Source organism: Salinivibrio sp. PR919, assembly GCF_001995355.1.
GTDB classification, from domain to species: domain Bacteria; phylum Pseudomonadota; class Gammaproteobacteria; order Enterobacterales; family Vibrionaceae; genus Salinivibrio; species Salinivibrio proteolyticus.
In genome coordinates this window covers 1-21,807 of record NZ_MUFL01000033.1, presented here as the reverse complement: position 1 = coordinate 21,807, position 21,807 = coordinate 1, and the positions used below count along the sequence as shown (strand labels likewise).

Annotated in this window: 20 protein-coding genes; 14 read left to right on the top strand and 6 right to left on the bottom strand. The window is 49.6% G+C overall.

What is annotated here, in order from left to right; translation table 11 throughout:
- The first annotated feature begins 39 nt into the window (after positions 1-39).
- From queF to xni, 5 genes are all read left to right on the top strand, one after another.
- A complete protein-coding gene (queF, locus tag BZG83_RS08255) occupies positions 40-888 on the top strand; it encodes an NADPH-dependent 7-cyano-7-deazaguanine reductase QueF (RefSeq protein ID WP_069588581.1) in 849 nt (282 codons plus the stop codon).
- A 171-nt stretch (positions 889-1,059) separates the two neighbouring features.
- Entirely contained in the window at positions 1,060-3,360 is a 2,301-nt protein-coding gene (locus BZG83_RS08250; protein WP_131825067.1) for a tetratricopeptide repeat protein, read from the top strand.
- Between the two features lie 73 nt (positions 3,361-3,433).
- Positions 3,434-4,993 carry a GGDEF domain-containing protein gene (locus BZG83_RS08245; RefSeq protein WP_077480075.1) on the top strand — a complete coding sequence of 520 codons (1,560 nt, stop codon included), beginning with the start codon at positions 3,434-3,436 and terminating at the stop codon, positions 4,991-4,993.
- 103 nt (positions 4,994-5,096) lie between these two features.
- On the top strand, positions 5,097-6,452 hold the full coding sequence (ppnN, locus tag BZG83_RS08240) for a nucleotide 5'-monophosphate nucleosidase PpnN (RefSeq protein ID WP_077480074.1): 1,356 nt from the start codon (positions 5,097-5,099) through the stop codon (positions 6,450-6,452).
- A 77-nt stretch (positions 6,453-6,529) separates the two neighbouring features.
- Entirely contained in the window at positions 6,530-7,315 is a 786-nt protein-coding gene (gene xni, locus BZG83_RS08235) for a flap endonuclease Xni (protein WP_077480073.1), read from the top strand.
- On the opposite strand, the gene rlmM is transcribed toward xni, so the two are convergent.
- The 4 genes from rlmM to BZG83_RS08215 all read right to left on the bottom strand — a co-directional run bounded on the left by rlmM (position 7,312) and on the right by BZG83_RS08215 (position 10,426).
- Positions 7,312-8,400 carry a 23S rRNA (cytidine(2498)-2'-O)-methyltransferase RlmM gene (gene rlmM / locus BZG83_RS08230; protein WP_077480072.1) on the bottom strand — a complete coding sequence of 363 codons (1,089 nt, stop codon included), beginning with the start codon at positions 8,398-8,400 and terminating at the stop codon, positions 7,312-7,314. The two genes, xni and rlmM, sit on opposite strands and share 4 nt — an antisense overlap.
- A gap of 108 nt (positions 8,401-8,508) precedes the next feature.
- Positions 8,509-8,889 (bottom strand): DUF423 domain-containing protein, encoded by a 381-nt coding sequence (locus tag BZG83_RS08225; RefSeq protein WP_077480071.1) that lies wholly within the window; start codon positions 8,887-8,889, stop codon positions 8,509-8,511.
- Entirely contained in the window at positions 8,889-9,524 is a 636-nt protein-coding gene (locus BZG83_RS08220; RefSeq protein ID WP_077480070.1) for an alpha/beta family hydrolase, read from the bottom strand. Before BZG83_RS08220 ends, BZG83_RS08225 begins: the two co-directional genes overlap by 1 nt.
- Positions 9,521-10,426 carry a transcriptional regulator GcvA gene (locus tag BZG83_RS08215; RefSeq protein ID WP_069588567.1) on the bottom strand — a complete coding sequence of 302 codons (906 nt, stop codon included), beginning with the start codon at positions 10,424-10,426 and terminating at the stop codon, positions 9,521-9,523. Before BZG83_RS08215 ends, BZG83_RS08220 begins: the two co-directional genes overlap by 4 nt.
- Before the next feature lie 382 nt (positions 10,427-10,808).
- Here BZG83_RS08215 and BZG83_RS08210 point away from each other — a divergent pair, with 382 nt between their 5' ends.
- From BZG83_RS08210 to BZG83_RS08175, 8 genes are all read left to right on the top strand, one after another.
- Entirely contained in the window at positions 10,809-12,020 is a 1,212-nt protein-coding gene (locus BZG83_RS08210; protein ID WP_077480069.1) for an aminotransferase class V-fold PLP-dependent enzyme, read from the top strand.
- A gap of 19 nt (positions 12,021-12,039) precedes the next feature.
- Complete coding sequence (gene csdE, locus BZG83_RS08205; protein WP_232112093.1) at positions 12,040-12,468, top strand: cysteine desulfurase sulfur acceptor subunit CsdE; 429 nt, start codon at positions 12,040-12,042, stop codon at positions 12,466-12,468.
- 502 nt (positions 12,469-12,970) lie between these two features.
- Entirely contained in the window at positions 12,971-13,711 is a 741-nt protein-coding gene (locus tag BZG83_RS08200; protein ID WP_077480067.1) for an SDR family oxidoreductase, read from the top strand.
- A 14-nt stretch (positions 13,712-13,725) separates the two neighbouring features.
- Positions 13,726-14,937 (top strand): acetyl-CoA C-acetyltransferase, encoded by a 1,212-nt coding sequence (locus BZG83_RS08195; RefSeq protein ID WP_077480066.1) that lies wholly within the window; start codon positions 13,726-13,728, stop codon positions 14,935-14,937.
- 55 nt (positions 14,938-14,992) lie between these two features.
- Positions 14,993-15,340: a phasin family protein gene (locus tag BZG83_RS08190; RefSeq protein WP_069588559.1), complete on the top strand. Its 348-nt coding sequence runs from the start codon at positions 14,993-14,995 to the stop codon at positions 15,338-15,340.
- Between the two features lie 81 nt (positions 15,341-15,421).
- Positions 15,422-17,236 (top strand): class I poly(R)-hydroxyalkanoic acid synthase, encoded by a 1,815-nt coding sequence (locus BZG83_RS08185; protein ID WP_077480065.1) that lies wholly within the window; start codon positions 15,422-15,424, stop codon positions 17,234-17,236.
- 124 nt (positions 17,237-17,360) lie between these two features.
- Positions 17,361-18,125, top strand: coding sequence for a substrate-binding periplasmic protein (locus BZG83_RS08180; protein WP_077480064.1), 765 nt, complete (start codon positions 17,361-17,363; stop codon positions 18,123-18,125).
- Between the two features lie 60 nt (positions 18,126-18,185).
- Positions 18,186-18,971: a substrate-binding periplasmic protein gene (locus BZG83_RS08175; protein WP_158074944.1), complete on the top strand. Its 786-nt coding sequence runs from the start codon at positions 18,186-18,188 to the stop codon at positions 18,969-18,971.
- Between the two features lie 18 nt (positions 18,972-18,989).
- Here BZG83_RS08175 and tcdA read toward each other — a convergent pair whose 3' ends face one another.
- Entirely contained in the window at positions 18,990-19,808 is an 819-nt protein-coding gene (tcdA, locus tag BZG83_RS08170; RefSeq protein ID WP_077480062.1) for a tRNA cyclic N6-threonylcarbamoyladenosine(37) synthase TcdA, read from the bottom strand.
- Positions 19,809-19,835: 27 nt separating this feature from the next.
- Positions 19,836-20,756 carry a LysR family transcriptional regulator gene (locus BZG83_RS08165; RefSeq protein WP_158074943.1) on the bottom strand — a complete coding sequence of 307 codons (921 nt, stop codon included), beginning with the start codon at positions 20,754-20,756 and terminating at the stop codon, positions 19,836-19,838.
- Between the two features lie 98 nt (positions 20,757-20,854).
- Here BZG83_RS08165 and BZG83_RS08160 point away from each other — a divergent pair.
- A partial coding sequence (locus tag BZG83_RS08160) for an aspartate aminotransferase family protein (RefSeq protein ID WP_108744053.1) occupies positions 20,855-21,807 on the top strand: 953 nt, incomplete at its 3' end.

The following is a 21,807-nucleotide window of genomic DNA, read 5'->3' as shown; positions in this document are numbered from 1 at the left end:
AAACTTTACCCATTCTACTTGAATCGATGGCAAATCCGTATGAGCAATTACCAAGATGCCGATGCCCTAGCCGGTCTGTCGCTAGGCCAACACACTGACTACCCGACGCAATACGACCCGTCACAGCTACGCGCGGTCCCGCGTGAGCTGAATCGTCAAGCCATTGGCCTGAGCAATGAGACTGTGCCCTTTACCGGCTATGACACCTGGACGCTTTATGAGCTGTCTTGGTTAAACCAAAACGGCCTTCCGCAAGTGGCTATCGGTGAGGTACGCCTACCCGCTTCGAGCCCAAACTTGATTGAGTCCAAATCGTTTAAACTGTATTTAAACAGCCTCAATCAAACCCGCTTCGAGAGCTGGCAAAAGGTCGCCGATGCTCTACAGAAGGATTTGTCTGCCTGTGCAGGCGAAGAGGTGGATGTGACCCTATCGCCACTGAGCGAGCTTGAAGGCGAGACCATTGCTGGAATGGCAGGTGAGTGCATTGATCATCAAGATATCAGTATTGATGATTATACTTTTAATCCTGATTGGCTCGATGGCGCCGCGCAAGGGGCGATTGTGTCAGAAACGCTGCACAGCCACTTGCTAAAATCCAATTGCCTGATCACCAACCAGCCTGATTGGGGGTCGGTGCGCATTGCCTATAAAGGGAAAAAAATTAACCGCGAGAAGCTACTGCGTTATCTAGTGTCCTTCCGTGAACACAACGAATTCCACGAACAATGTGTGGAACGTATTTTCATGGACATCATGCGTTTTTGTCAGCCAGAAAAGCTCACGGTTTACGCGCGTTATACACGTCGTGGCGGACTCGACATCAACCCTTATCGCACCAACATGGGTAAAACGCCGAGCGAAAATAACCGACTCGCCCGTCAATAACCATGATTCAGCGACGTCTCGTTGCGGCCTATGTGCCGCAACGTTGAGTCAGCGCGCAGACATGGCTGTCTCAAACTGGCAGCCTTCATTTTTGTTCAGACGCATTTTTGAGGATAGCGCATGCGCTTTAGCCGCCCCTTCCTAGGCCTGCTCTTATGGTTAACGTCGTCCATGGCGTTGGCTTCTAWCCATTCCTCGCCTGTACTAACCAATGCAGAAGAACTGTTAGCCACCGCGCCTGAGCAATCGTTAGAGATCAGTAACCGTTTCTTAGCGCAGCGACGACTCACTACGGGTGCAAACCGCTCTCACGTCAATAACGATACCGATCGCTCAATTCGCACCCCCTTGCATACGGTGTACGCCTATTTGATCAGTGCTCGTGCTTACGCACACCTTGAGCAACCGCTAGAAGCCAAAGCGGCATTACAAAAAGCCTATCAAGTCGTCGAAGAGCACGAGCTCAAACACACACTGGTGCAAGTGATGCTGACCGAAGCGTCCCTCACTTGGCATTTAGTCGGCGATGATAAACAGGCATTGCATAAACTGGATGAAGTCGATGCAGCATTGAATGCGCTTCCTGATAACAGCCTCAACATCCACGACGTGCGTTTTAACAGCGCCTTGTTGCGCGCCAATATTCTCGCCGCCACGGCAGACAGTGAAACGGCGCTCATCGCTTATGAGCGTGCACGTAGCCAATTATCCACTCATCCGGAAAACCTACGTGATAAAGTCGAGTTTCAACTCTCATTGGGGGCTTTCCTACTCGATGAAAAACAGCATGAAAGCGCATTGACCGAGTTGCTCAGTGCATTTTGGATAGCCAGTGAAAATGAGTACACCGCGCTTATCGCTCGCGCCAACATGCAACTTGCGCAATTGTACTTTCAGCAAGGCGTGCTCAAACAAGCCCTCGAACACGCGAACCAAGCWGCAGCGTTTTTTGAACACTTTTCACTGAGCCGTCAGCTTTCCGCTTCCCAGCGTTTATTGGCCGCGATTTACGAACAACAAGCGCGTTATAACTTTGCGTTAGTGCATTACTTTAACGCGCTTGAAATTGAGCAAAACCTGTCCAGACCTAAGCCTCTGGCCGAGGTCCACTTTGCCATTGCAAGAACCTATTTCGAGTTATCTCACTACCCATTAAGCGACCGCTATATTCAAGATACGTTACGCTTAGCCGGTGCAATGCCCAACTCGCAGCTCACAACCCAAGCAATCCTGTTGCAAGGGCAAATTCATTTAGCCCTGTCTAAGCCCAAACTGGCCGAAAAAGAAATCCAAACTGCGCTTGAACAGGCCCAAGTCCAGCAAGACCTCGCCACCGTCACACATGCGTATCAGGCTTTATCCGCGGCGTTGGAAGCTCAGGGGCAGTATCAACAGGCACTCGCCATGCAACGCGAGTACGAACGCTTACGCGCCCGTCAAACCGAAACAGAGCAACAAAGCCAAGCCGATACGTTCAAACAACAGCAACGTGTGGTCGAGCGCCAATTACAAATGGACGAACTACAGCGTCAACTCGATGGCGCGCGTCAAGAGCAAATCCATTTGCAAAAAGTTAACTATTTCTTGCTCGGTAGCCTTGGTGTGCTGCTGGTCATCGTCTATTTGCGCCACCGCGCCGCCGTAATACGCCAAATCGAGCTTGAGCAATTGCGTGACGATTTTTATGCCCACCCTCGTACTGGACTGCGCAACCTACGGATGCTCAATGCCAAGCTGCCCCGTTCGTTAGAAAAAAGTAATGCTAATTTTGAGCAATGGTACTTAAACGACATGATCCACCAGCCACTTAGTGACCGGCTGAGATTCGCAATGTTTGATGTCGCCTTTTTAAAGGATTTATTTTTGCACCATGGCTATCAATATGCGCAGGATATCGAACGTCAGCTGGGTGAATATCTCTCCGATAAAGTCACGGGAACCGGTCGCCTATACCACTTTGCCGATGCCTTATTCATTTATATTGAAACCAACTGGGAAGAAGATGCCCAACCCGACGCCCTTGCCCATTTTGTTCAATCTTTGATTGAAGATTTTGTCGCACATTATCATCAGCAACCCGACGACAGTGATCAGGATGATACGCGATCAGCAAATATCAGCCTCTCAACTCAGGTTTGTGTCGGGCTGGCTGAATATCCTTTCTTGCCGCGAGCGTATACCTCGATCAACGATCAGGAATTGATTGAAATTCTCCTCACAGCTACCAATAAAGCATGTGAGCTCGCGGAGCAAAGTGGTGATAGCCATTGGGTACATTTAAGCGCCATTGATACCGCGCCTGCCGCCAGCTTCGTCAATACCAACTTACGACATGCCTGCCTGCGCGGTATTGACTCCGGGTTAGTGAAGGTTAAAACGTCAGCGAACACATCAATTAACTGGCAGACGGATCACGAATCTGATAAAAAGCGAGGGTTAATTATTGATGATCGAAGCAATAAATCGGTATAGCTAGAGGCGTTTGGCTGGCGAATCCCGCCGCCTGTTGCGTCATCGCAAATGTTGTCAGGTGTATCCCCGAGAAATGAATAAGTCCAATCCACAGCCGGTAACGGCAGGCACCGCGTCTGCGGTCCAAGAAGATACGCCATACGCGTATCGGGACTTGGCCTTAAAATCACGTCGTGAGATCCATATTCTCAAGCGCTTGGTGACTCGCTTTGTCGCGACCTGTACCGGAAAAAGCTCGCTACTCGATAAAAAGTTGGCTGAATTCCGTGAGCTGTTACATGTTACGCAGGATGTCAGCCCTCTGATCCCGCGGTTAGCGATTATAGAACGCATGGTGGGTCAGCACGATATGACACAAAAGAAAGTCGAGTCGCATCTTAGTGCGCAGTTTCATGCTAGTGGCGAAACACTAAAGCGCGTGCCCGGCTTACCAGCACAACTGAAGCGCGACTTGCGCGATCTTTTATCTCAACCGGCGGACGATCAAACCACCCGCACCCAACAGTTGGTCAAGTTACTCCAACTCTATGAGCGCGCTGTCACCTTGCAAGCGGTACGTCCCAGCGCTCGACACTCGGAGACTACCCTCGAACAGGATCAAATTCGCCGTGTTGCCGATGAATTGCAAAACCTAATCACTGAACTTGATCTCGACGGGGAAGCAGGTCAACGCTTGCTCGATATTCGTCAACAGCTACTCGACGCATTCTCGCCTGCGACCATCATTGCACTCACGTTAGAATCGCTCAAGCTCATCCTAGAGGCGACACATGCCGAGCGGCGGGCCTCGCAAGCATTTTTGGCGCAAGTGAATGATAATCTGATTGCGATCAGCCAACAAAATACCCGCGCCTACGACCATGCCCACAGCTTGCGCCAAGACCATCAGCGTATTGATACCCTGCTGGGCGGCACTATCGCTAACATTGAACGCGATCTGAATGCACCTAGCGCCGATGCCACTGCACTGAGTCGCTCGTTAGCGCATGCGCTGGCCGATCTCAAAGCGCTCGCCGACGAGAATAAAGCGCTTAAAAATCGCGAGCAGTCTTTGGTTGAACAACTGGCGCATAATCAAAACCAACTAAACGCAGTTGCCGAACAAACCATGGATCAAAGACGCCGCTTGGGAGACCAAGAGCGTAAGCTGTTACTCGATCCGCTCACTCGAGTCTACAACCGCGCGGCAATGCACGACCGTCTTGAGCATGAATATCGTCTATGGCGTAAATACCAACATGACTTCTGTCTCGCAGTGATCGACATCGATCACTTTAAAGAGGTGAATGCCCAATTCGGTCACCTTGTCGGTGATAAAGCTCTCAAGATTATCGCACGCAGTATTTATCAGTGTCTGCGTGATACCGACTTTATCGCTCGCTTTGGTGGCGAAGAGTTTGTGGTTTTACTGCCTGATGCGGATGAAAAGACCCGTACCGATATTCTGGCCAATGTGAGCCATACCATTCATAAGTTGCCGTTGAAATTCAAAAACCAACGCGTCTCGATTACCGCATCGATTGGTGCCACGCTCTTCTCCGGCTCAGACACACCAACACATGTACTTGAGCGTGCCGACCAAGCCCTCTATCAAGCGAAAAACGCCGGTCGCAACCAAATCATTTGGTGTTAATTTTTTCTGGTCAATCTGCCAACCTGTGTGTATTTTTAATTAACACACTGATTTTTATAGCACCGCTCTGCCCTTCCTAATTTGTCTTCGAGAGGTTGTCGCTATGATCACACACATTAGCCCTATCGGCACCATGGACCTGCTTTCTCAAATCGAGGTTGATCGTCTAAAAGCGAGTGCAAGCAGCGACTTATACCGCCTTTATCGCAATTGCTCACTGGCCGTTCTGAACTCAGGCAGCCACACCGATAGCTCCAAAGCCTTGTTGGAGAAACATACCAACTTTGAGATCCGCGTATTGCGTCGAGAGCGGGGAATCAAACTAGAGCTGGTGAATCCACCCGACCATGCATTTGTCGATGGAAAAATTATTCGCGGTATTCAAGAACATATGTTTTCCGTCTTGCGCGATATTATCCATGTCAATGTACAGCTCGAGCATAGTCCGAATCTCAACCTCACTAGCTCCGCTCATATCACCAACCTGATCTTTGGCATCTTACGCAACGCAAAAACACTGCGGCCGCGAGTCGACCCTAATCTCGTCGTCTGCTGGGGCGGTCACTCAATCAATGATATTGAGTACCAGTACACCCGAGAAGTTGGTCATGAGCTGGGATTACGTGAGCTAGACATCTGCACAGGGTGCGGCCCCGGCGCAATGGAGGGGCCAATGAAAGGCGCCGCGATTGGACATGCGAAACAGCGTATCTACGATAGTCGCTTCATCGGTCTTACCGAGCCATCTATCATTGCCGCCGAGCCACCGAACCCCATGGTCAACGAGCTAGTGATCATGCCTGACATCGAAAAACGCCTTGAAGCTTTTGTCCGTATCGCCCACGGCATTATTATCTTCCCTGGCGGGGCAGGGACCGCTGAGGAACTGCTCTACATTCTCGGTATCATGATGCACCCAGAGAACCGTGAACAACCACTACCCATTGTGCTAACTGGGCCAAAAGAAAGCGAAGACTATTTCCGCAATATCGACACCTTCATTCGCGAAGTCCTTGGCGACCAAGCGACCCGATATTATGAAATTGTGATTGACGATCCGGCCAAAGCCGCGCGTTTAATGAAAAATGCGATGCCAGCGGTAAAAGAACACCGTAAAGCCACTGGAGATGCATACTCCTACAATTGGTCGCTCAAAATCGAGCCGGAATTCCAACTTCCATTTGAGCCAACCCATGCCAACATGGCAAATCTGAATCTGCATATGAACCAACGTCCTGAACTGCTGGCATCGGCATTGCGCCAAGCATTTTCAGGTATTGTGGCAGGTAACGTTAAAGATGAGGGGATCCGTAACATTGAGCAACATGGCCCGTTTAAAATTGACGGTGATAAAGTACTGATGGCGAAAATGGATAAGCTGCTGCAAAGCTTTGTCGATCAGCAACGAATGAAATTACCGGGCACTGAGTATGTGCCTTGCTATCAAATCGTCTCTTAATCCCATCGGGCGGCTTTGCCCACCCGTGTAAACTGGTACAATGGGCAGCATGCTGCTCATTGTTACCGGTTAAGTCTATGTCCAAGCTTCACGTTGTTATCATTGATGCCATGAACCTCATTCGTCGCGTTCATGCCGCCCAACCCGATACTCATACCCTTGAGGCAACCACACAGACCTGCCTGAAAACACTCGATAAAATCATCAGTCACAGTGAGCCCAGCCATATTGTTGCGGTTTTCGATCATACCGGCCAAGACAGAGGTTGGCGTGCCGATATCCTACCTGAGTACAAGCAGGGCCGGAAACCCATGCCCTCCGACCTCGAACAAGGGTTGGACACCATTCAAGATGCATTCTGGCAGCGTGGTGTTGACTCCTTACTCTCACAAGGAGATGAGGCTGATGACATGATCGCAACGCTCGCATTAAAAGTCGCGGCCCATCACGAGCAAGTCACCATTGTTTCCACCGATAAAGGCTATTGCCAACTCTTACAGCCCACATTGCGGGTACGGGATTACTTCCAACATCGCTGGCTTGATTTGGCATTTGTGGAAAAGAGTTTTGGCGTTCGCCCTGAGCAGTTGTGTGACTTCTGGGGGCTCGCCGGCATCAGCAGCAGTGAGATCAGCGGCGTGCCGAGTATTGGCCCGAAAAACGCAGCCAATTTACTGTCCCAGTATGGCGATCTCGACGCCATACTTTCGGCTAATGATCTGGCTGAAAAGTGGTCGAAGAAGTTAGATGGTCACCACGATCTCGCACGCAAATGTAAGGCCGTGGCACAACTAAAAACGGATATCCCACTGGGCTTTAACCTACAGGATATCCGCTTTCAGCCAACAACAGTCAGYGCCTAACCATTCAGCGAGTGTTGACGTTTTACACGACGTAAGTACACGGTGATTTCTTCACGATCGTGATAAAGGTGTTTCGCCTTCATCTCGTAGGGAATGTTGTGCTGCTTTAAAAACTCACCCAAGGTGTCGAGGTTATAAGAAACCTGCTCATATCGACGGCTCATGGGGAGCTTCAAGTTGAACATGGCCTCTTTCGCCCATCCTGCAATCAACCACTCCCCCATGAGTTGAGCGACGCGGGAGGGTTTTTCGATCATGTCACAGACCAACCAAGTCACATTTTTTCTCGTGGGCTCAAACTTAAAGCCATCTTCGGCATGATGGAATACTTGGCCAGTTTCCATCAAGCTTTCATCCATCGCGYCGTTATCAACCGCATGCACAAACATCGAACGCTTCACTAACTGGTAAGTCCACCCGCCGGGACAAGCCCCCAAGTCGACCGCCCATAATCCGGGCGCGAGTCGCGTATCCCACTCTTCTTTAGGAATAAAGTGATGGAACGCTTCTTCTAACTTTAAGGTCGAGCGACTCGGTGCATCGGCAGGAAATTTCATACGCGGGATGCCCATGTAATGCGGTGAGTTATTGGTGGTCAATGAGTAACCCACAAAGCATGTCCCCGGCGCGATAAAGCAAAGATGAATAACCGGCTTTTTAGGATTGTCTTTTGCTAACATCACGCCCTGCTTTCGCAGTGCCTGACGCAATGGAACGGTGAACTTACGACAAAATTTCAATAAGGCTTTCGCCTCGTCATTATCAGGCGTCTCCACCCGCAAGTCTCCCGCTTTGGGCAGCGCATCTGCAACAGCCAAAATCGGAGAAATTCGGTCGTCCGGATCCAGATCAGAGAGCGATGCGGTCACCGCAATCATTTGCCGAGCAAAGATCAGGGAGTCGAGCGGCAGATCACGAACAATCTGCTCAGCCTCACCGTCTTGGTAGCATTCAAACAGCACATAGGCGCTGTTGTTAATCACTCGCGGAAATCCGTAAATACCCAGCTCAGTGGTTTTTTGTTGAATTTCCGCCGCACAGTCTTTTTCAAACCCTGCACGACAGTAAAGCAAAACCTGATTCATGACTTCCTCTGGTTTGGGTCACCGTCACGATTACCGTGACAAAAAACAAGCTGCGCATTATATATGCCAAGCGGTTAGGAAAGAAATGCCAACCCTGACGATTTTGGTTTACTGGCGACCTACGCGCCATGCTCCAAACGCCAATGCGCCCCAGCCGACTAAAAAGCTTAGCCCTCCGAGCGGGGTGACAGGCCCGAGCCAAGTCATGTGTGTCAATGCCAAAAGATACAAGCTGCCACTAAAACAGAGTATCCCGACCCACCATGCGATACCCGTTGTAACTACATAGCGCTCAGGCAGTTGAGGCGCAACCGCCCCAAGACACAACAACGCCAAACTGTGCCACATTTGATAATTGACGCCGGTTTTAAAAATCGCGAGCTCATAGTCGTTGAGCGTCGCTTTCAGGCCATGTGCGGCAAATGCGCCGAGCGCCACCGCTAATCCGGCACCAAGCGCCCCTGAAATAAGCCAATACTGACGCCTCATCAATTTGCTCCTTGTTGGTGAATAAACTGGCACAGATGCGAAACGGCGGTTTGGCGATTTTGCATCTCTGTCAGTCCCGAGGCTTTGCGAGGTTTAAAGCTATGATCGCCATCGGGCAAGAACGCGACCTCGACACTGGGCGATAGTGAATAACTCACCACCTCTTCTTGGCGGCCAAAGGTGTCTCGCTCACCTTGCAAAATCAATACAGGACGAGTGACTGACGCTAAATGTTCGCCCTTGTATTTTTCAGGTTTGCCCGGCGGATGAAATGGAAAGCCCAGACAGATCACACCTGAAACACTTGGATTTTCGGTTAAATGACTGGCCATTCTGCCCCCCATCGATTTACCGGCCAGCCATAAACGGCTGGTCGCAGGACGCAGACAGTTAACCTGCTCAATCACAGCTTCAAAACAGCTCAGCAGAGCAGGCGCACGGTCTGGCGGGCGTTTTTTACCATCGACTTTTCGCTTATCCATGTAAGGGAAATTAAATCGTACCACACAAGTATGCTCGCTCAATCGTACTGCCATATCGGCCATAAATTCATGATCTTTGTCCGCGCCCGCACCGTGAGCAAAAATAATCCAATCCGTTGCTGTCTGCTCACCATCAATCAAAAGTTCTGTCATAAATTCATCTTCTCCTGCTCTTTCGCAGCCGTTTCTAGCATCCACTCTCGAAATGCCGCAATCCGACCGGTTTCCGCATCACGCTGTTGACTGACCAAATAAAAGCCATTGTCACTTTTGAGCACTTGTTCAAATGGATGTACAAGTCGTCCTGACGCCAATTCAGGTTGGGATAACACATTATTACCTAGCGCGACACCTTGGCCGTGGGCTGCCGCTTGTAACACCATGGAAGAGTGACTAAAGATAGGTCCATGTTCCAAATTGATATCCGTCAGTTGATGCGCCTTCGCAAATGCTTTCCACTCTTTGCGTGAGCGATCGTGCAGTAGCACATGGTGTTTGAGATCATCAGGACAAGTCAGTGGCTTACCGGACTCTAACAATAAGGGCGAGCAAACCGGCAGTAGGCACTCTTGGTATAAAAGATCGCAACGTAGCCCCGACCAATTCCCTCGGCCGTAGTAAATAGCCACATCCACATCATCCGTCAGTGAGCCATCTTCCAAATCAACTGCTTTTATCCGAACATCGATATCGGGATGCGCTTTGTTGAAATCAGCTAAACGAGGCACCAACCATTGAATAGCAAAACTCGGCGGAAGACTGATGGTGAGCGCCCCTTTGGCACTCCGCTCCAATACTTTATCGGTCGCATAAGAAAGCTCGGAAAAAATATCTTTAATATCAAGAAAGTAACTCTGTCCTTCTTCGGTTAGCAGCAAAGATCGGTTGCGACGCCGAAATAGCTTAAGGCCAAGGAACTCTTCCAGCGCTTTGATTTGGTGGCTAACTGCAGCCTGAGTCACAAAAAGCTCTTCGGCAGCCCGTGTAAAGCTTAAATGTCGCGCCGCGGCCTCAAACACTCGAAGCGCGTTTAGCGGTGGGAGACGCCTTGCCATAAACAGCTCACCTCTTGTCATTAGTTTTTCTAATCGTTGACATTATAAATTGTCGATTGCTGATATACCAGCAACCTCCTATAGTGCATCCCGCATCCACAAGTGACGTCTCTCTATTTAAGACTGTTTCCGTGGTTGCGATGTTGTGTTTGCATTTGTCTAACACTGGTTAGACAGGTAGTCGTATCTACCACTTTTAACTTCCTGTATTTTGACATTGTCTGTCATTACATATTTGTTGGCACTGAGCTTTGCTCAGTGCTTTTTTTTGTCTGTTTGATAACGCCTATCCACGCGATGCATTCTCTGAGCGATAAAGTTACTTGAGTTCCAGCCAAGAGATAGGGATCATAAGCAAGATTCAGTTTGGACAGCTCGTACTATGACGCAACATTTCGATATTCACGCACTACGCGCCCAATTTCCTGCCTGCGAAAATCCGGACTGGGTGTACCTCGACAGTGCCGCTACGGCACAAAAGCCCCAAGCAGTGATTGATGCCATCAGTGATTTTTATTCATCGCCATTAGCTAATGTACATCGTGGCCAGCACCAAGCGTCACTCACTGCAACCGAGAAGTTCGAACAAGCGCGTCGGGATGTCGCAGCATTTATTGATGCCAAACCCAATGAGATCATCTGGACACGAGGCGCCACCGAATCGATCAATTTATTGGCTTACAGCCTGAGCCAACATTTCACTGCACAGGATGAGATCTTGGTCAGTGAAATGGAGCATCACGCCAACCTGGTTCCATGGCAATTAGTCTGTGAACGCACTGGCGCGACCTTAGTCAAAATCCCCTGCTGTCCGCTCACCGGCCAGCTCGATTTACATGCGTACCAACAAGCACTGAATACTCACACGCGGATTGTTGCTGTCAGCCATGTCAGCAATGTTACGGGTACCCGCCATCCTATCGAAAAGATGACTGCCATGGCGCATCGTTATGGTGCAATTGTGATCGTTGATGGTGCACAAGGTATAGTTCATGACCCCATCAGCATGGCTGAGCTTGATGCTGACTTTTACGTGTTTTCCGGCCACAAGTTATACGGGCCAACGGGGATTGGCGTGCTTTACGGCAAACACGATAGTCTCGCCGCACTGCCCGCTTTTCACGGCGGTGGCAAAATGATCACTGACGTAAGCTTTGAGCAGCATACTCTCGCCCCGCTCCCTGCTCGCTTTGAGGCCGGTACCCCAAATGCGGCTGGAGCGATTGGACTGGCAGCCGCGATCCAATGGTTAACACAATATGACTTGCGCGCAATAGACGCTCATCTCAGCACCTGTTATCAAGCTCTTGTCGAGGGTCTGAAGCAACGTCCTGCCATTCAGCTTATCTGTCCACAACCGCATAGTACTATGGTGTCTTTCGTGGTGGATGGCGAGCACCACGCGGACATTGCTGAGCTACTCGGCCAACAAAATATCGCGGTGCGTTCGGGCCATCACTGTGCGCATCCGTTTATTAAGGCGCTCAATATAGAGGGCACAGTCCGTGTATCTTTGGGTGCCTATAATAGCCAAGAAGACATTGACCGCTTCCTGACTGCACTGGATAAAACGTTATATTTACTCGGTGTTTAATCGCTAATTAATAGGATTCATGATGGACTTACCCTCTCACCCATTTGGCAGTGAGCTCGACCAACACACCGTTGCCGAGATGCTGGCACAACACACCAACTGGGAAGACAAATACCGCCAGCTTATTATCTGGGGAAAACGTTTACCGTCCTTCACTGACGCGCAAAAACAGGCTGCGAGCCAAGTATCGGGCTGTGAAAGTGATGTGTGGTTTTTGCACCACAAAGACGCGGAAACGCACTACTTTGCCGCCGACTCCAATGCGCGTATTGTAAAAGGACTGCTAGCCGTGGTTCTCGCCTGTGTGAACGGCCAAAACCACACACAGATCGCTCAGTTAGATTTAAATGCGGTCTTCTCGCAAGCCGGGCTTGCACACCACCTCAGTGAATCACGCACCAATGGCTTGCACGCCATCGTGCAACATATTCATTCCGAGATTAAATAATCAAGCGTAAACAGGCGGATAGCAACAATAAACACAGCAAAAAGCCTGTTTACCCCACCCACTCAATTGCCTAACAATCCATTCATATTTAGCCACTAAGCTATCTTAAGACCACCAAAACGCAATCGATAACATCGCCAATAATTTGGTTATTTTAGTCACTAACAATCGATCAACTGGAAAACTAAAAATGAACAATTTTTTTACATTTGATTTCATTTTTGCGGTTAATCATTGACATAGATCTCGAATAGATAAAAGAACGCGTTTTTACTTTGCGTAATTTCTCAAATTCGTTAGGTTAAATATCGGCGGTCATAAAAGGGTCACACCTTCACGATAGACTGCCCAACAACAGTGACAGAAGATATTAATCATTATTGGCATAGGTCTTGCTGTTACTCATAGACAATAAGGATGACTGTAATTCTGGCGTGAGTGGTTCCAGATGCGGCTTCAGGCATCTCGTTTAATTTGCTTGTTGTAGTGAATGGAGTCATACATGAAGAAACTGGCATTAGTTACCGGCGCAAAAGGCGGTATTGGTTCAGCGATCACAGAACAATTGGTTCAAGAAGGATACCGCGTGATTGCAACCCACTTCACCGGCGGCCAAAGCTGCGCGCAAGAGTGGTTTGAAGAAAAGAACTTCAATACCGAACAAGTACGCCTTTTTGAACTCGATGTCACAGATACTCAGCAGTGTGCCACACGTCTTGCCAAACTGCTTGAAGAAGAAGGCACCGTCGATGTACTCGTGAACAACGCAGGCATCACACGCGATAGCGTCTTTAAAAAGATGGATGCCACCCAATGGCATGAAGTCATTAATACCAACCTCAATAGCCTCTTTAACGTCACCCAGCCTTTATTCGCCGCGATGTGTGAAAAAGGCGGTGGACGTATCATTAATATTTCATCGGTTAATGGCCAAAAAGGTCAGTTCGGCCAAGCCAACTATGCCGCAGCCAAAGCCGGCATGATGGGCTTTAGTAAGTCACTCGCTGCCGAAGGCGCGCGCGCCGGCGTAACCGTTAATGTGGTTGCTCCTGGCTATACCGCAACGCCTATGGTCACCGCTATGCGTGATGACGTTCTAGAGTCCATCACCAATCAAATACCGATGAAACGTCTTGCTAAACCTGAAGAAATCGCCGCGGCTGTGACCTACCTCGCGAGCGATGCAGGTGCCTATATTACAGGTGAAACGCTGTCGGTGAACGGCGGCTTATACATGCAATAAATCAGGGAACGATGATGGAACGCATTTATATCGTAGCAGCAAAACGTACTGCTATTGGCGCATTTTCAGGGGCGCTAAAAGATATCCCAGCAGGTCAACTGGCCGCTCATGCAATCAAAGGTGCATTGCAGGCTGGATCGCTTAGCGGCGACGTTATCGATGAAGTCATCGTCGGTAATGTGGTCAGTGCAGGACAAGGCATGGGTATTGGCCGTCAAGCCGCCATTTACGCAGACATTCCAGCTAGCGTGCCCGCCTATTCTGTCAATATGGTTTGCGGCAGTGGCATGAAGTCAATTATGGATGCTGTGACGCACATTCGCGCAGGTGACGCACAGGTTGTGGTCGCTGCGGGGGTAGAAAACATGTCACAGATCCCGTTTGCTGCGGCAGGAAATTTACGCACCGGACAAAAGATGGGCAATTTTGCGATGAAAGACTTACTCATCAATGATGGCCTTACCGATGTGTACAACCAATATCACATGGGCGTGACAGCCGAAAACGTTGCCAAAGAAGTCGGGATTACCCGTGAGCAACAAGACAGTTTCGCACTAAGCAGCCAGCAAAAAGCGATTGCCGCAATCGAAGCGGGCCATTTCAAGCAAGAAATTGTGCCCGTCGAAGTGAAACAGCGTAAGCAAACACTCACCTTTGATACCGATGAATATCCAAAGGCTGATGCCACGTTAGAAGGACTCACCAAGCTACGTCCAGCTTTTGATAAAGAAGGAACGGTCACTGCAGGCAATGCGTCTGGCATCAACGATGGCGCCAGTGCCGTCATTGTTGCCTCTGAATCTGCCGTCGCCAAACATGGCCTGACTCCGCTTGCTGAGATTACTGCTTACGCGCAGCACGGTATTGACCCGAGCGTTATGGGGCTTGGTCCAGTAGGTGCGGTCAATGCCGCGCTCGATAAGGCCAACCTGACTATCGACAACATCGATTTGTTTGAGCTGAACGAAGCCTTTGCAGCCCAAGCGCTCGGTGTGGTTCATCAGTTAGCACAACACCATCAAATCACTCCGGATGCTTTATTGGAGCGTGCAAACGTGAATGGCGGTGCCATTGCACTCGGCCACCCTCTTGGCGCGTCTGGTAACCGGATTGTGGTCACACTGCTACACGAGCTGACCCGAAGAAGCGCCACCTATGGCGTCGCTTCTTTGTGTATTGGCGGCGGCATGGGTACGGCTTTGGTTATCAAGCGTACACAAGCGTAAATGGACATTTGCGACCTTGGGAACTATCCCAGACAACACTATCAGGAGATACACCATGTACACAGATATGTTTAAAGCGTTTTCTGAGCAATCTGAAAAAGCCTTGGCTCCATACGTTAACTTCAACAAATTGGTAGCCAAAAACGTAGAAACTCTTACCGAGCTGCAAATGAATGCCATGCGCACATACAGCCAGCTAGGTCTGGAGCAAATGAAAGCGGCAAGCGAAGTGAAAGACGTATCAACACTGACGTCATTCAGCAGCCAGCAGCTTTCTGCGCTGACAAAACTGTCTCAACAAATGATGGACGACAGCACCAAGCTGCAAAATATCGCCAAAGAGTTCAAAGAAGATATCGACAAGTTGACTGCCGAAAACATGAAAACTGGCACCCCAGCATAAGGGCAAGGCCACTACAACAGCGCCTGCTGCCTTGTGGGTAGCAGGCCTTTGTGGTGTTTATCCGTTTAAGAGGGCAAGACTATGTTTCATCACTTCTTTTCGGACTACCTTGCCAGGCTGCAAGAACAAAACCAGCAATGGTGGCAGGATCTTGAGCAGGGCAAGGCAGCCGTAAACACACCGTTCAACCAAGCCATGCAGGAAATTAGCCTGCAAGACACTGCTCAGTTGCTGGAAGGTGCGGCTCAACAACCCGCTGCACTTTTACAGGTACAAATGCAGTGGTGGGAACAACAACTTCAAATTTGGCAAAACGCCATGCTCGCGCGCGACAATACCGAAGAGGTCGTCAGCGAAGAGCGAGATGACAAGCGTTTCAAAGACAAAGCATGGCAAGAAGACGTCTTGTACAACTTTATTAAGCAGTCTTACTTGCTGTTCGGGCGCACCTACATGCAAACCATCGATGCTATTGAAGGCCTCGATGAAAAAACCCGTGAGCGCCTTTCTTTCTTTTCACGTCAAGCGATTAACGCTATGGCGCCAAGCAACTATATCGCGACCAACCCTGAACTGTTGAAAATGACATTGGAGTCTCAGGGCGAAAACCTACTTCGTGGTATGGAGCAGCTAAAACAAGACATGGAGTCAAGCGCCGATATTTTGAAAGTGCGCATGACCAACAACAATGCCTTCCGTGTCGGTGACGATGTAGCGAACACCCCAGGGGATGTGGTGTTTAAGAATGAGGTGTTTGAACTCATTCAATATCGTCCTATGACGGAGAAAGTACACGCGACACCCATCTTGGTGGTGCCTCCGTTTATTAATAAGTATTACATTCTCGATTTACGTGAGAAAAACTCACTAGTGCGCTGGCTGGTCGAACAAGGCCATACCGTGTTCTTGATGTCATGGCGTAACCCTTCTGCAGAGCAAGCAGAGATCGGGTTTGAAGACTATGTGACCCAAGGCACTGTCAAAGCGGTTAGTGCTATCGAAGAAATTACAGGACAGTCGCAGATTAACGGCGTGGGTTACTGTATCGGCGGCACCGTACTGGCCTGTACGATTGCATACTATGCCGCGAAGCGCATGAAAGCACGTATCAAGTCGGCGAGCTTCTTTACCACCTTACTCGACTTCTCTCAGCCGGGTGAAATTGGCGCCTATATCAATGACAGCTTGATTCGAGCGATTGAAGCGCAAAATACAGCGCGTGGTTATATGGATGGCCGCTCACTCAGCGTCACTTTCAGCTTGCTTCGCGAAAACAGCTTGTACTGGAACTATTACATTGAGAACTATCTCAAGGGAAATAGTCCTGTCGATTTTGACTTGCTGTATTGGAATAGCGATAGCACCAACGTGGCGGCGAAAACCCACAACTTTATCCTGCGCGATTTGTATCTTGAAAACAAATTGGTGCAAGACAAAGGGGTCAAAGTCGGTGGCGTCTGGATTGATCTCAACAAGATCAAGGTGCCAAGCTACTTCATCTCGACCAAAGAAGATCACATTGCCCTGTGGCAAGGCACCTATCGCGGCGCACTGAATGTCGGTGGCAATAAAACCTTTGTGTTGGGTGAGTCTGGTCATATTGCGGGGATTGTTAACCACCCTGTGAAGAAGAAGTACGGATTCTGGACCAACGATAGTCTGCCTGATTCAGCCGATGAGTGGCTCGATAATGCGTCACATCACACAGGCTCTTGGTGGACGCATTGGGAGAAATGGCTGCGAAGCTATAGCCCAGAGGAGCAGGTAGAGCCTTATGCGATCGGCTCTGAGAACTATCCGGTTCTTTATGCGGCACCGGGTGAGTATGTTCGTCAGGTTTTGCCGATTCACACAGAGGCAAAAACCGAACCTGAGCCTGAAGAAGCTAACGCGTAACCAACTACTGTCTCAATAATAAGAATGGCGGCGCAATTGTGGCTCATAGAGCACAACGGCGCCGCCGCTTTATTTCTCCTGCACTATACTCGTCTCATAATCACGAAAACGATTAGGAGGCAGTATGAGGCTGATGGTGCAATGGGGATGTGCATTGTTGCTGCTCCTCCCAATGCTCACGCATGCGCAATCAATCCGCCTAGCATCAGGTGAATACCCTCCTTTTATTTCGCAGCACCTCCCCAACCAAGGCCCATTAACTGAAATTATTGTGTTAGCCACCGAAGAAGCTAATCTCGATGTGTCTTTTGGTTATTTTCCTTGGCATGAGTCTATGGCGCTGGCTCAGCAAGGTCAGTGGGACGGTACGGTTGGATGGGCTTTCACCGAAGAGCGCGCACTGGATTTTATCTATTCGGATGCCATTTATACCGAAAGTGCCGTTTTCTTTCATCACCGGGATAAAGCGTTCGATTGGTCAAAGCCCGAGGATTTAGCCGGTCTTGCGGTCGGTGTCGGCCTTGGATATATCGACGTCAAGACACTGAGCCAATTACAAAAAGCCGGTATCGATGTGAAGTTACAAGAATTTGCCAAAGAAGAGGACAAGCTCCACGCCTTATTGAATAATCAGGTTGACCTTGCACTAGGCAACAAAGATGTTTTGCAGCACATCATTAAAACGACGCTAAGTGTAGAGCAAGCTCGTCAGTTAACACATCATCCCCATCCCTTTCGCGTGACTCCCTTACATGTGCTGTTTAGTCGTAAGATTGAACAAGGGTACGATCATTCCCGCGCATTCAACAAAGGGTTACGACGTATAAAAACGGATGGTCGCTATCAAGCAGTTTGGAATCAATTTCGACGGCAAAAAATGTCGGAATAGTCTCAGTTGAAGATTCATCGACATTGGTTTTGGTAAATGTCCGTTGACTTTGGAGTTGTTATGTGGCGATGGCTAATCATTTTATTCGCGTTCAGCCTCCCGGTGGTTGGTGTTGCCACGCCCAATTTGGTGCTCACGTCTGGCGACTACCGTCCATTTATTTCTGATCAATTAGCACATCAAGGGGTGTTGGCGCATATCGTCAAAGAAGCTGGCAAGCAACAGGGCATGGAGATAGAGATCAAGTTTGTCCTTTGGCCGCAAGCAAAAGAAGACGCACAAACCGGTAAAGTACACGGCACGGTTGGTTGGGGCTATACCCCAGAAAGAGAGCGCGACTTTATCTATTCAGCCCCCATTTATACTGAGTCTGTGGTCTTTTTCCACCTCAAAAATCGTCACTTCGATTGGCAGTCTTTAGACAGTCTCAATGGCCTGAATGTGGGAATTAGCGAAGACTATATTGAAGACAACATGTTGGAAACCTTTAACCAAGAAGGTGGTAGCGTCATCATCCGTAAATATCCGAGCGAGCTCGAGAAGGTGAAAAGCCTGCTGACCGGCCAAAGTGATGTGATTGTCGGCAATCAATACGTCATCCATGACGTGGTGCGCAATCAACTTCGCAACGATGAAAGTCGTCACATCACATTTCATCCCAAACCGCTTCGTGTCACGCCTTTACATGTTTTATTCAGCCGTCAACACTCCCAAAGCGCGCTATGGGTCAGTCAGTTTAATCGAGGATTACGCCAGTTAAAGATGAGCGGTGACTACCAGCGCGCTTGGAGTGCATTTCGTATGGGAGAGTATGGGCTGATCGGCATCCCCGCCGAGAAGCCGTAGTTAATCGGCTTGGCGTAGTTAATCGGCTTGGCGTCGTTTATCCGCCTCGATCAATTTGTGTAAAATGCGCGACACCGCGACGAACCCAAAACTGGCCGTCACCATAGTTGCCGCACCAAAACCACTGGCACAATCCATTCGCTTCGGCCCTTGTGCAGATGCCTTGCTTTCACAGACACTGCCGTCAGGTTGTGGGTATTTGAGTTGCTCGCTTGAAAAGACACAGTCAATCCCAAACTTTCGTCCTTGAGTCTTAGTAAAACCGTAAAAGCGACGCAAATTGTTACGCAGCTTCGCCGCGAGTGGGTCTTGAATCGTTTTGGTTAAATCCGCCACTTGGATCTGGGTGGGGTCGATCTGTCCCCCCGCGCCACCCACGGTAATGACTTTGATTTTGTGCCGCTTGCAGTAAGCCAACAAGGCCGTTTTGGGCTTGATGCTATCGATAGCATCGAGCACATAATCAAAGCGCTTGTCGATATACTCAGCAATATTATCCGGCGAGATAAAATCATCAATCACAGTCACTTGGCATTCTGGATTGATTGCTGCCACACGCTCGGCCATCACCTCGCTTTTGCTTTGGCCAATGGTCGCTTTCAAAGCATGGATTTGTCGATTGGTGTTGGTAACACACACATCATCCATATCAATCAGTGTGATGGCGCCAATCCCTGTCCGAACCAGCGATTCCACTGCCCACGATCCCACGCCACCAATACCAATGACACAAATATGGCTCTGGTGAAACACCTCAAGCGCACGGCGTCCATATAAACGAGCCGTACCGCCAAAACGTTGCAGATAGGATTCTGATAGGGATTGTGTCATAACCATAGTCTTCATTGATCGCGCAGACAGGCGTTATACCGACTTGCTGATGGGATGTCTAGCCGGATCCCCTTTGAGGACATCATACAACCAATTGATCACGTGCATAACCGCCGGTGAGCGCTGCTTATACCGCGCGCTATAAAGATAATAGCCATAGCCGCTGTCGATACTTAACCCCAACGGATTCACAATCTGATCGTTTGACAGGGCCGCTGAGGCCATAAAGGTGGGGATTAACGCCATCCCCATCTGTTGTTTTACGCCTTCAAGCGCCATAAAAAAGTGCTCAAAGCCCGCTCCGTATTGCGGATTGCTGTCAGCCAGCCCAAATTGTTGCCAAAATTGCTCCCACAGTGAAGGGCGCGTTAGATGAGATAAAACTGGCACTTCCGATAACAACGCGGCCCGATCCAAAGGTTCTGGCAGCAAGGTCACTGATGCGACAAGCGATAAGTGTTCGTGAATTAAACAGACTCCTTGCGCGCCTGCCTGCTGATGAGGCTGACAGCGGATTAAAATATCCAATTCACTCTCTTTCCCTTGGGGCACATAGTCACTGGCACTGACCACCACAGAAATATCAGGATGCTGCGATTTAAACGCTGGCAGCTGCGGGATCAACCAAAGGCTGGCAAACGAGGGCGGCACCAATAAGCTGACGGACTCTTGCCTTGCACTTTGCTGACGCGCTTGCGCCGTGGCATTGGCAATATCATTGACGCTGGCCGATATCATAGTTAAATAAGGCTCTCCGACTCGGTTTAGCCTTACTCCCCCAGCATGTCGCTCAAAGAGTGGTTGACCAATCCCTTCTTCGAGCTGCTGTATTTGCTTGCTCACTGTACTTTGGCTGACATGCAACACCTTCGCGGCTTCTGAAAAACTTCCCGTTTGAGCCACCGCAATCAGTGTTTGTAGCGAGCGCATCGACGGCAAACGCACATTCATCATCCCATTCCTTTTTTGCATACCTGGTGAAAATATATCCTTTGCGGTTTAAAACACAAGTTCACCATACTGAGTTATCACGCTTGCATTGAGGCCCTCGTATGAGTCATGTCTTTCACCGTCACTGTCATCATCTTCCCCCTACCATTGCCAGTGGTAATGGGATGTACTTAATCGACACTCAAGGTAACGAGTATCTCGATGCATGCGGAGGCGCTGCCGTCTCTTGCCTTGGACACAACCACCCTAGCGTGTTAGAGGCTATCCACCGTCAACTGGACACTATTCCTTATGCGCATACCGGCTTTTTTACCTCCGCACCGAGTGAAGCACTTGCCGAGAAGCTGATTGATCTTGCCCCTTCTTCCATCAACCATGCTTATTTGGTCAGTGGTGGATCTGAGGCGATGGAAACCGCCCTCAAGCTCGCTCGCCAGTACTGGGTGGAAGTCGGCGAACCCCAGCGCCAACATTTTATTGCTCGGCGACAGAGTTATCATGGCAACACCTTGGGCGCCTTGTCTGTGGGAGGGAATGCGTGGCGACGAGCTCCATTTGCTCCCTTATTAATGGATACCAGTCTGATTGCCCCTTGTTACGCCTATCGCGATCAAGGTCCCGATGAAACCGCTTACGAGTATGGTCAGCGGGTGGCCAACGAGCTTGAAGCCATGCTGTTAGAAAAAGGGCCGGATACCGTCATTGGATTTGTCGCAGAACCTGTGGTGGGCGCGACAGCCGGTGCATTGACCGCAGAGGCTGGCTATTTTTCTCGTATTCGCGCGATCTGCGATCAGTACAATATTTTGCTGATCCTCGATGAAGTCATGTGCGGCACGGGACGCACTGGGCGTTTTTTCGCCTTTGAGCATGAAGACATCGTTCCGGATATTGTTGCCATCGCTAAAGGGCTGGCTGCCGGTTATCAACCCATTGGCGCGACCTTAGTCACGGATAGAGTCTATGAATCGATTGCATCTGGGTCAGGCTTTTTTCAACACGGCCATACCTTTATGGCGTCAGGCTTTTTTCAACACGGCCATACCTTTATGGC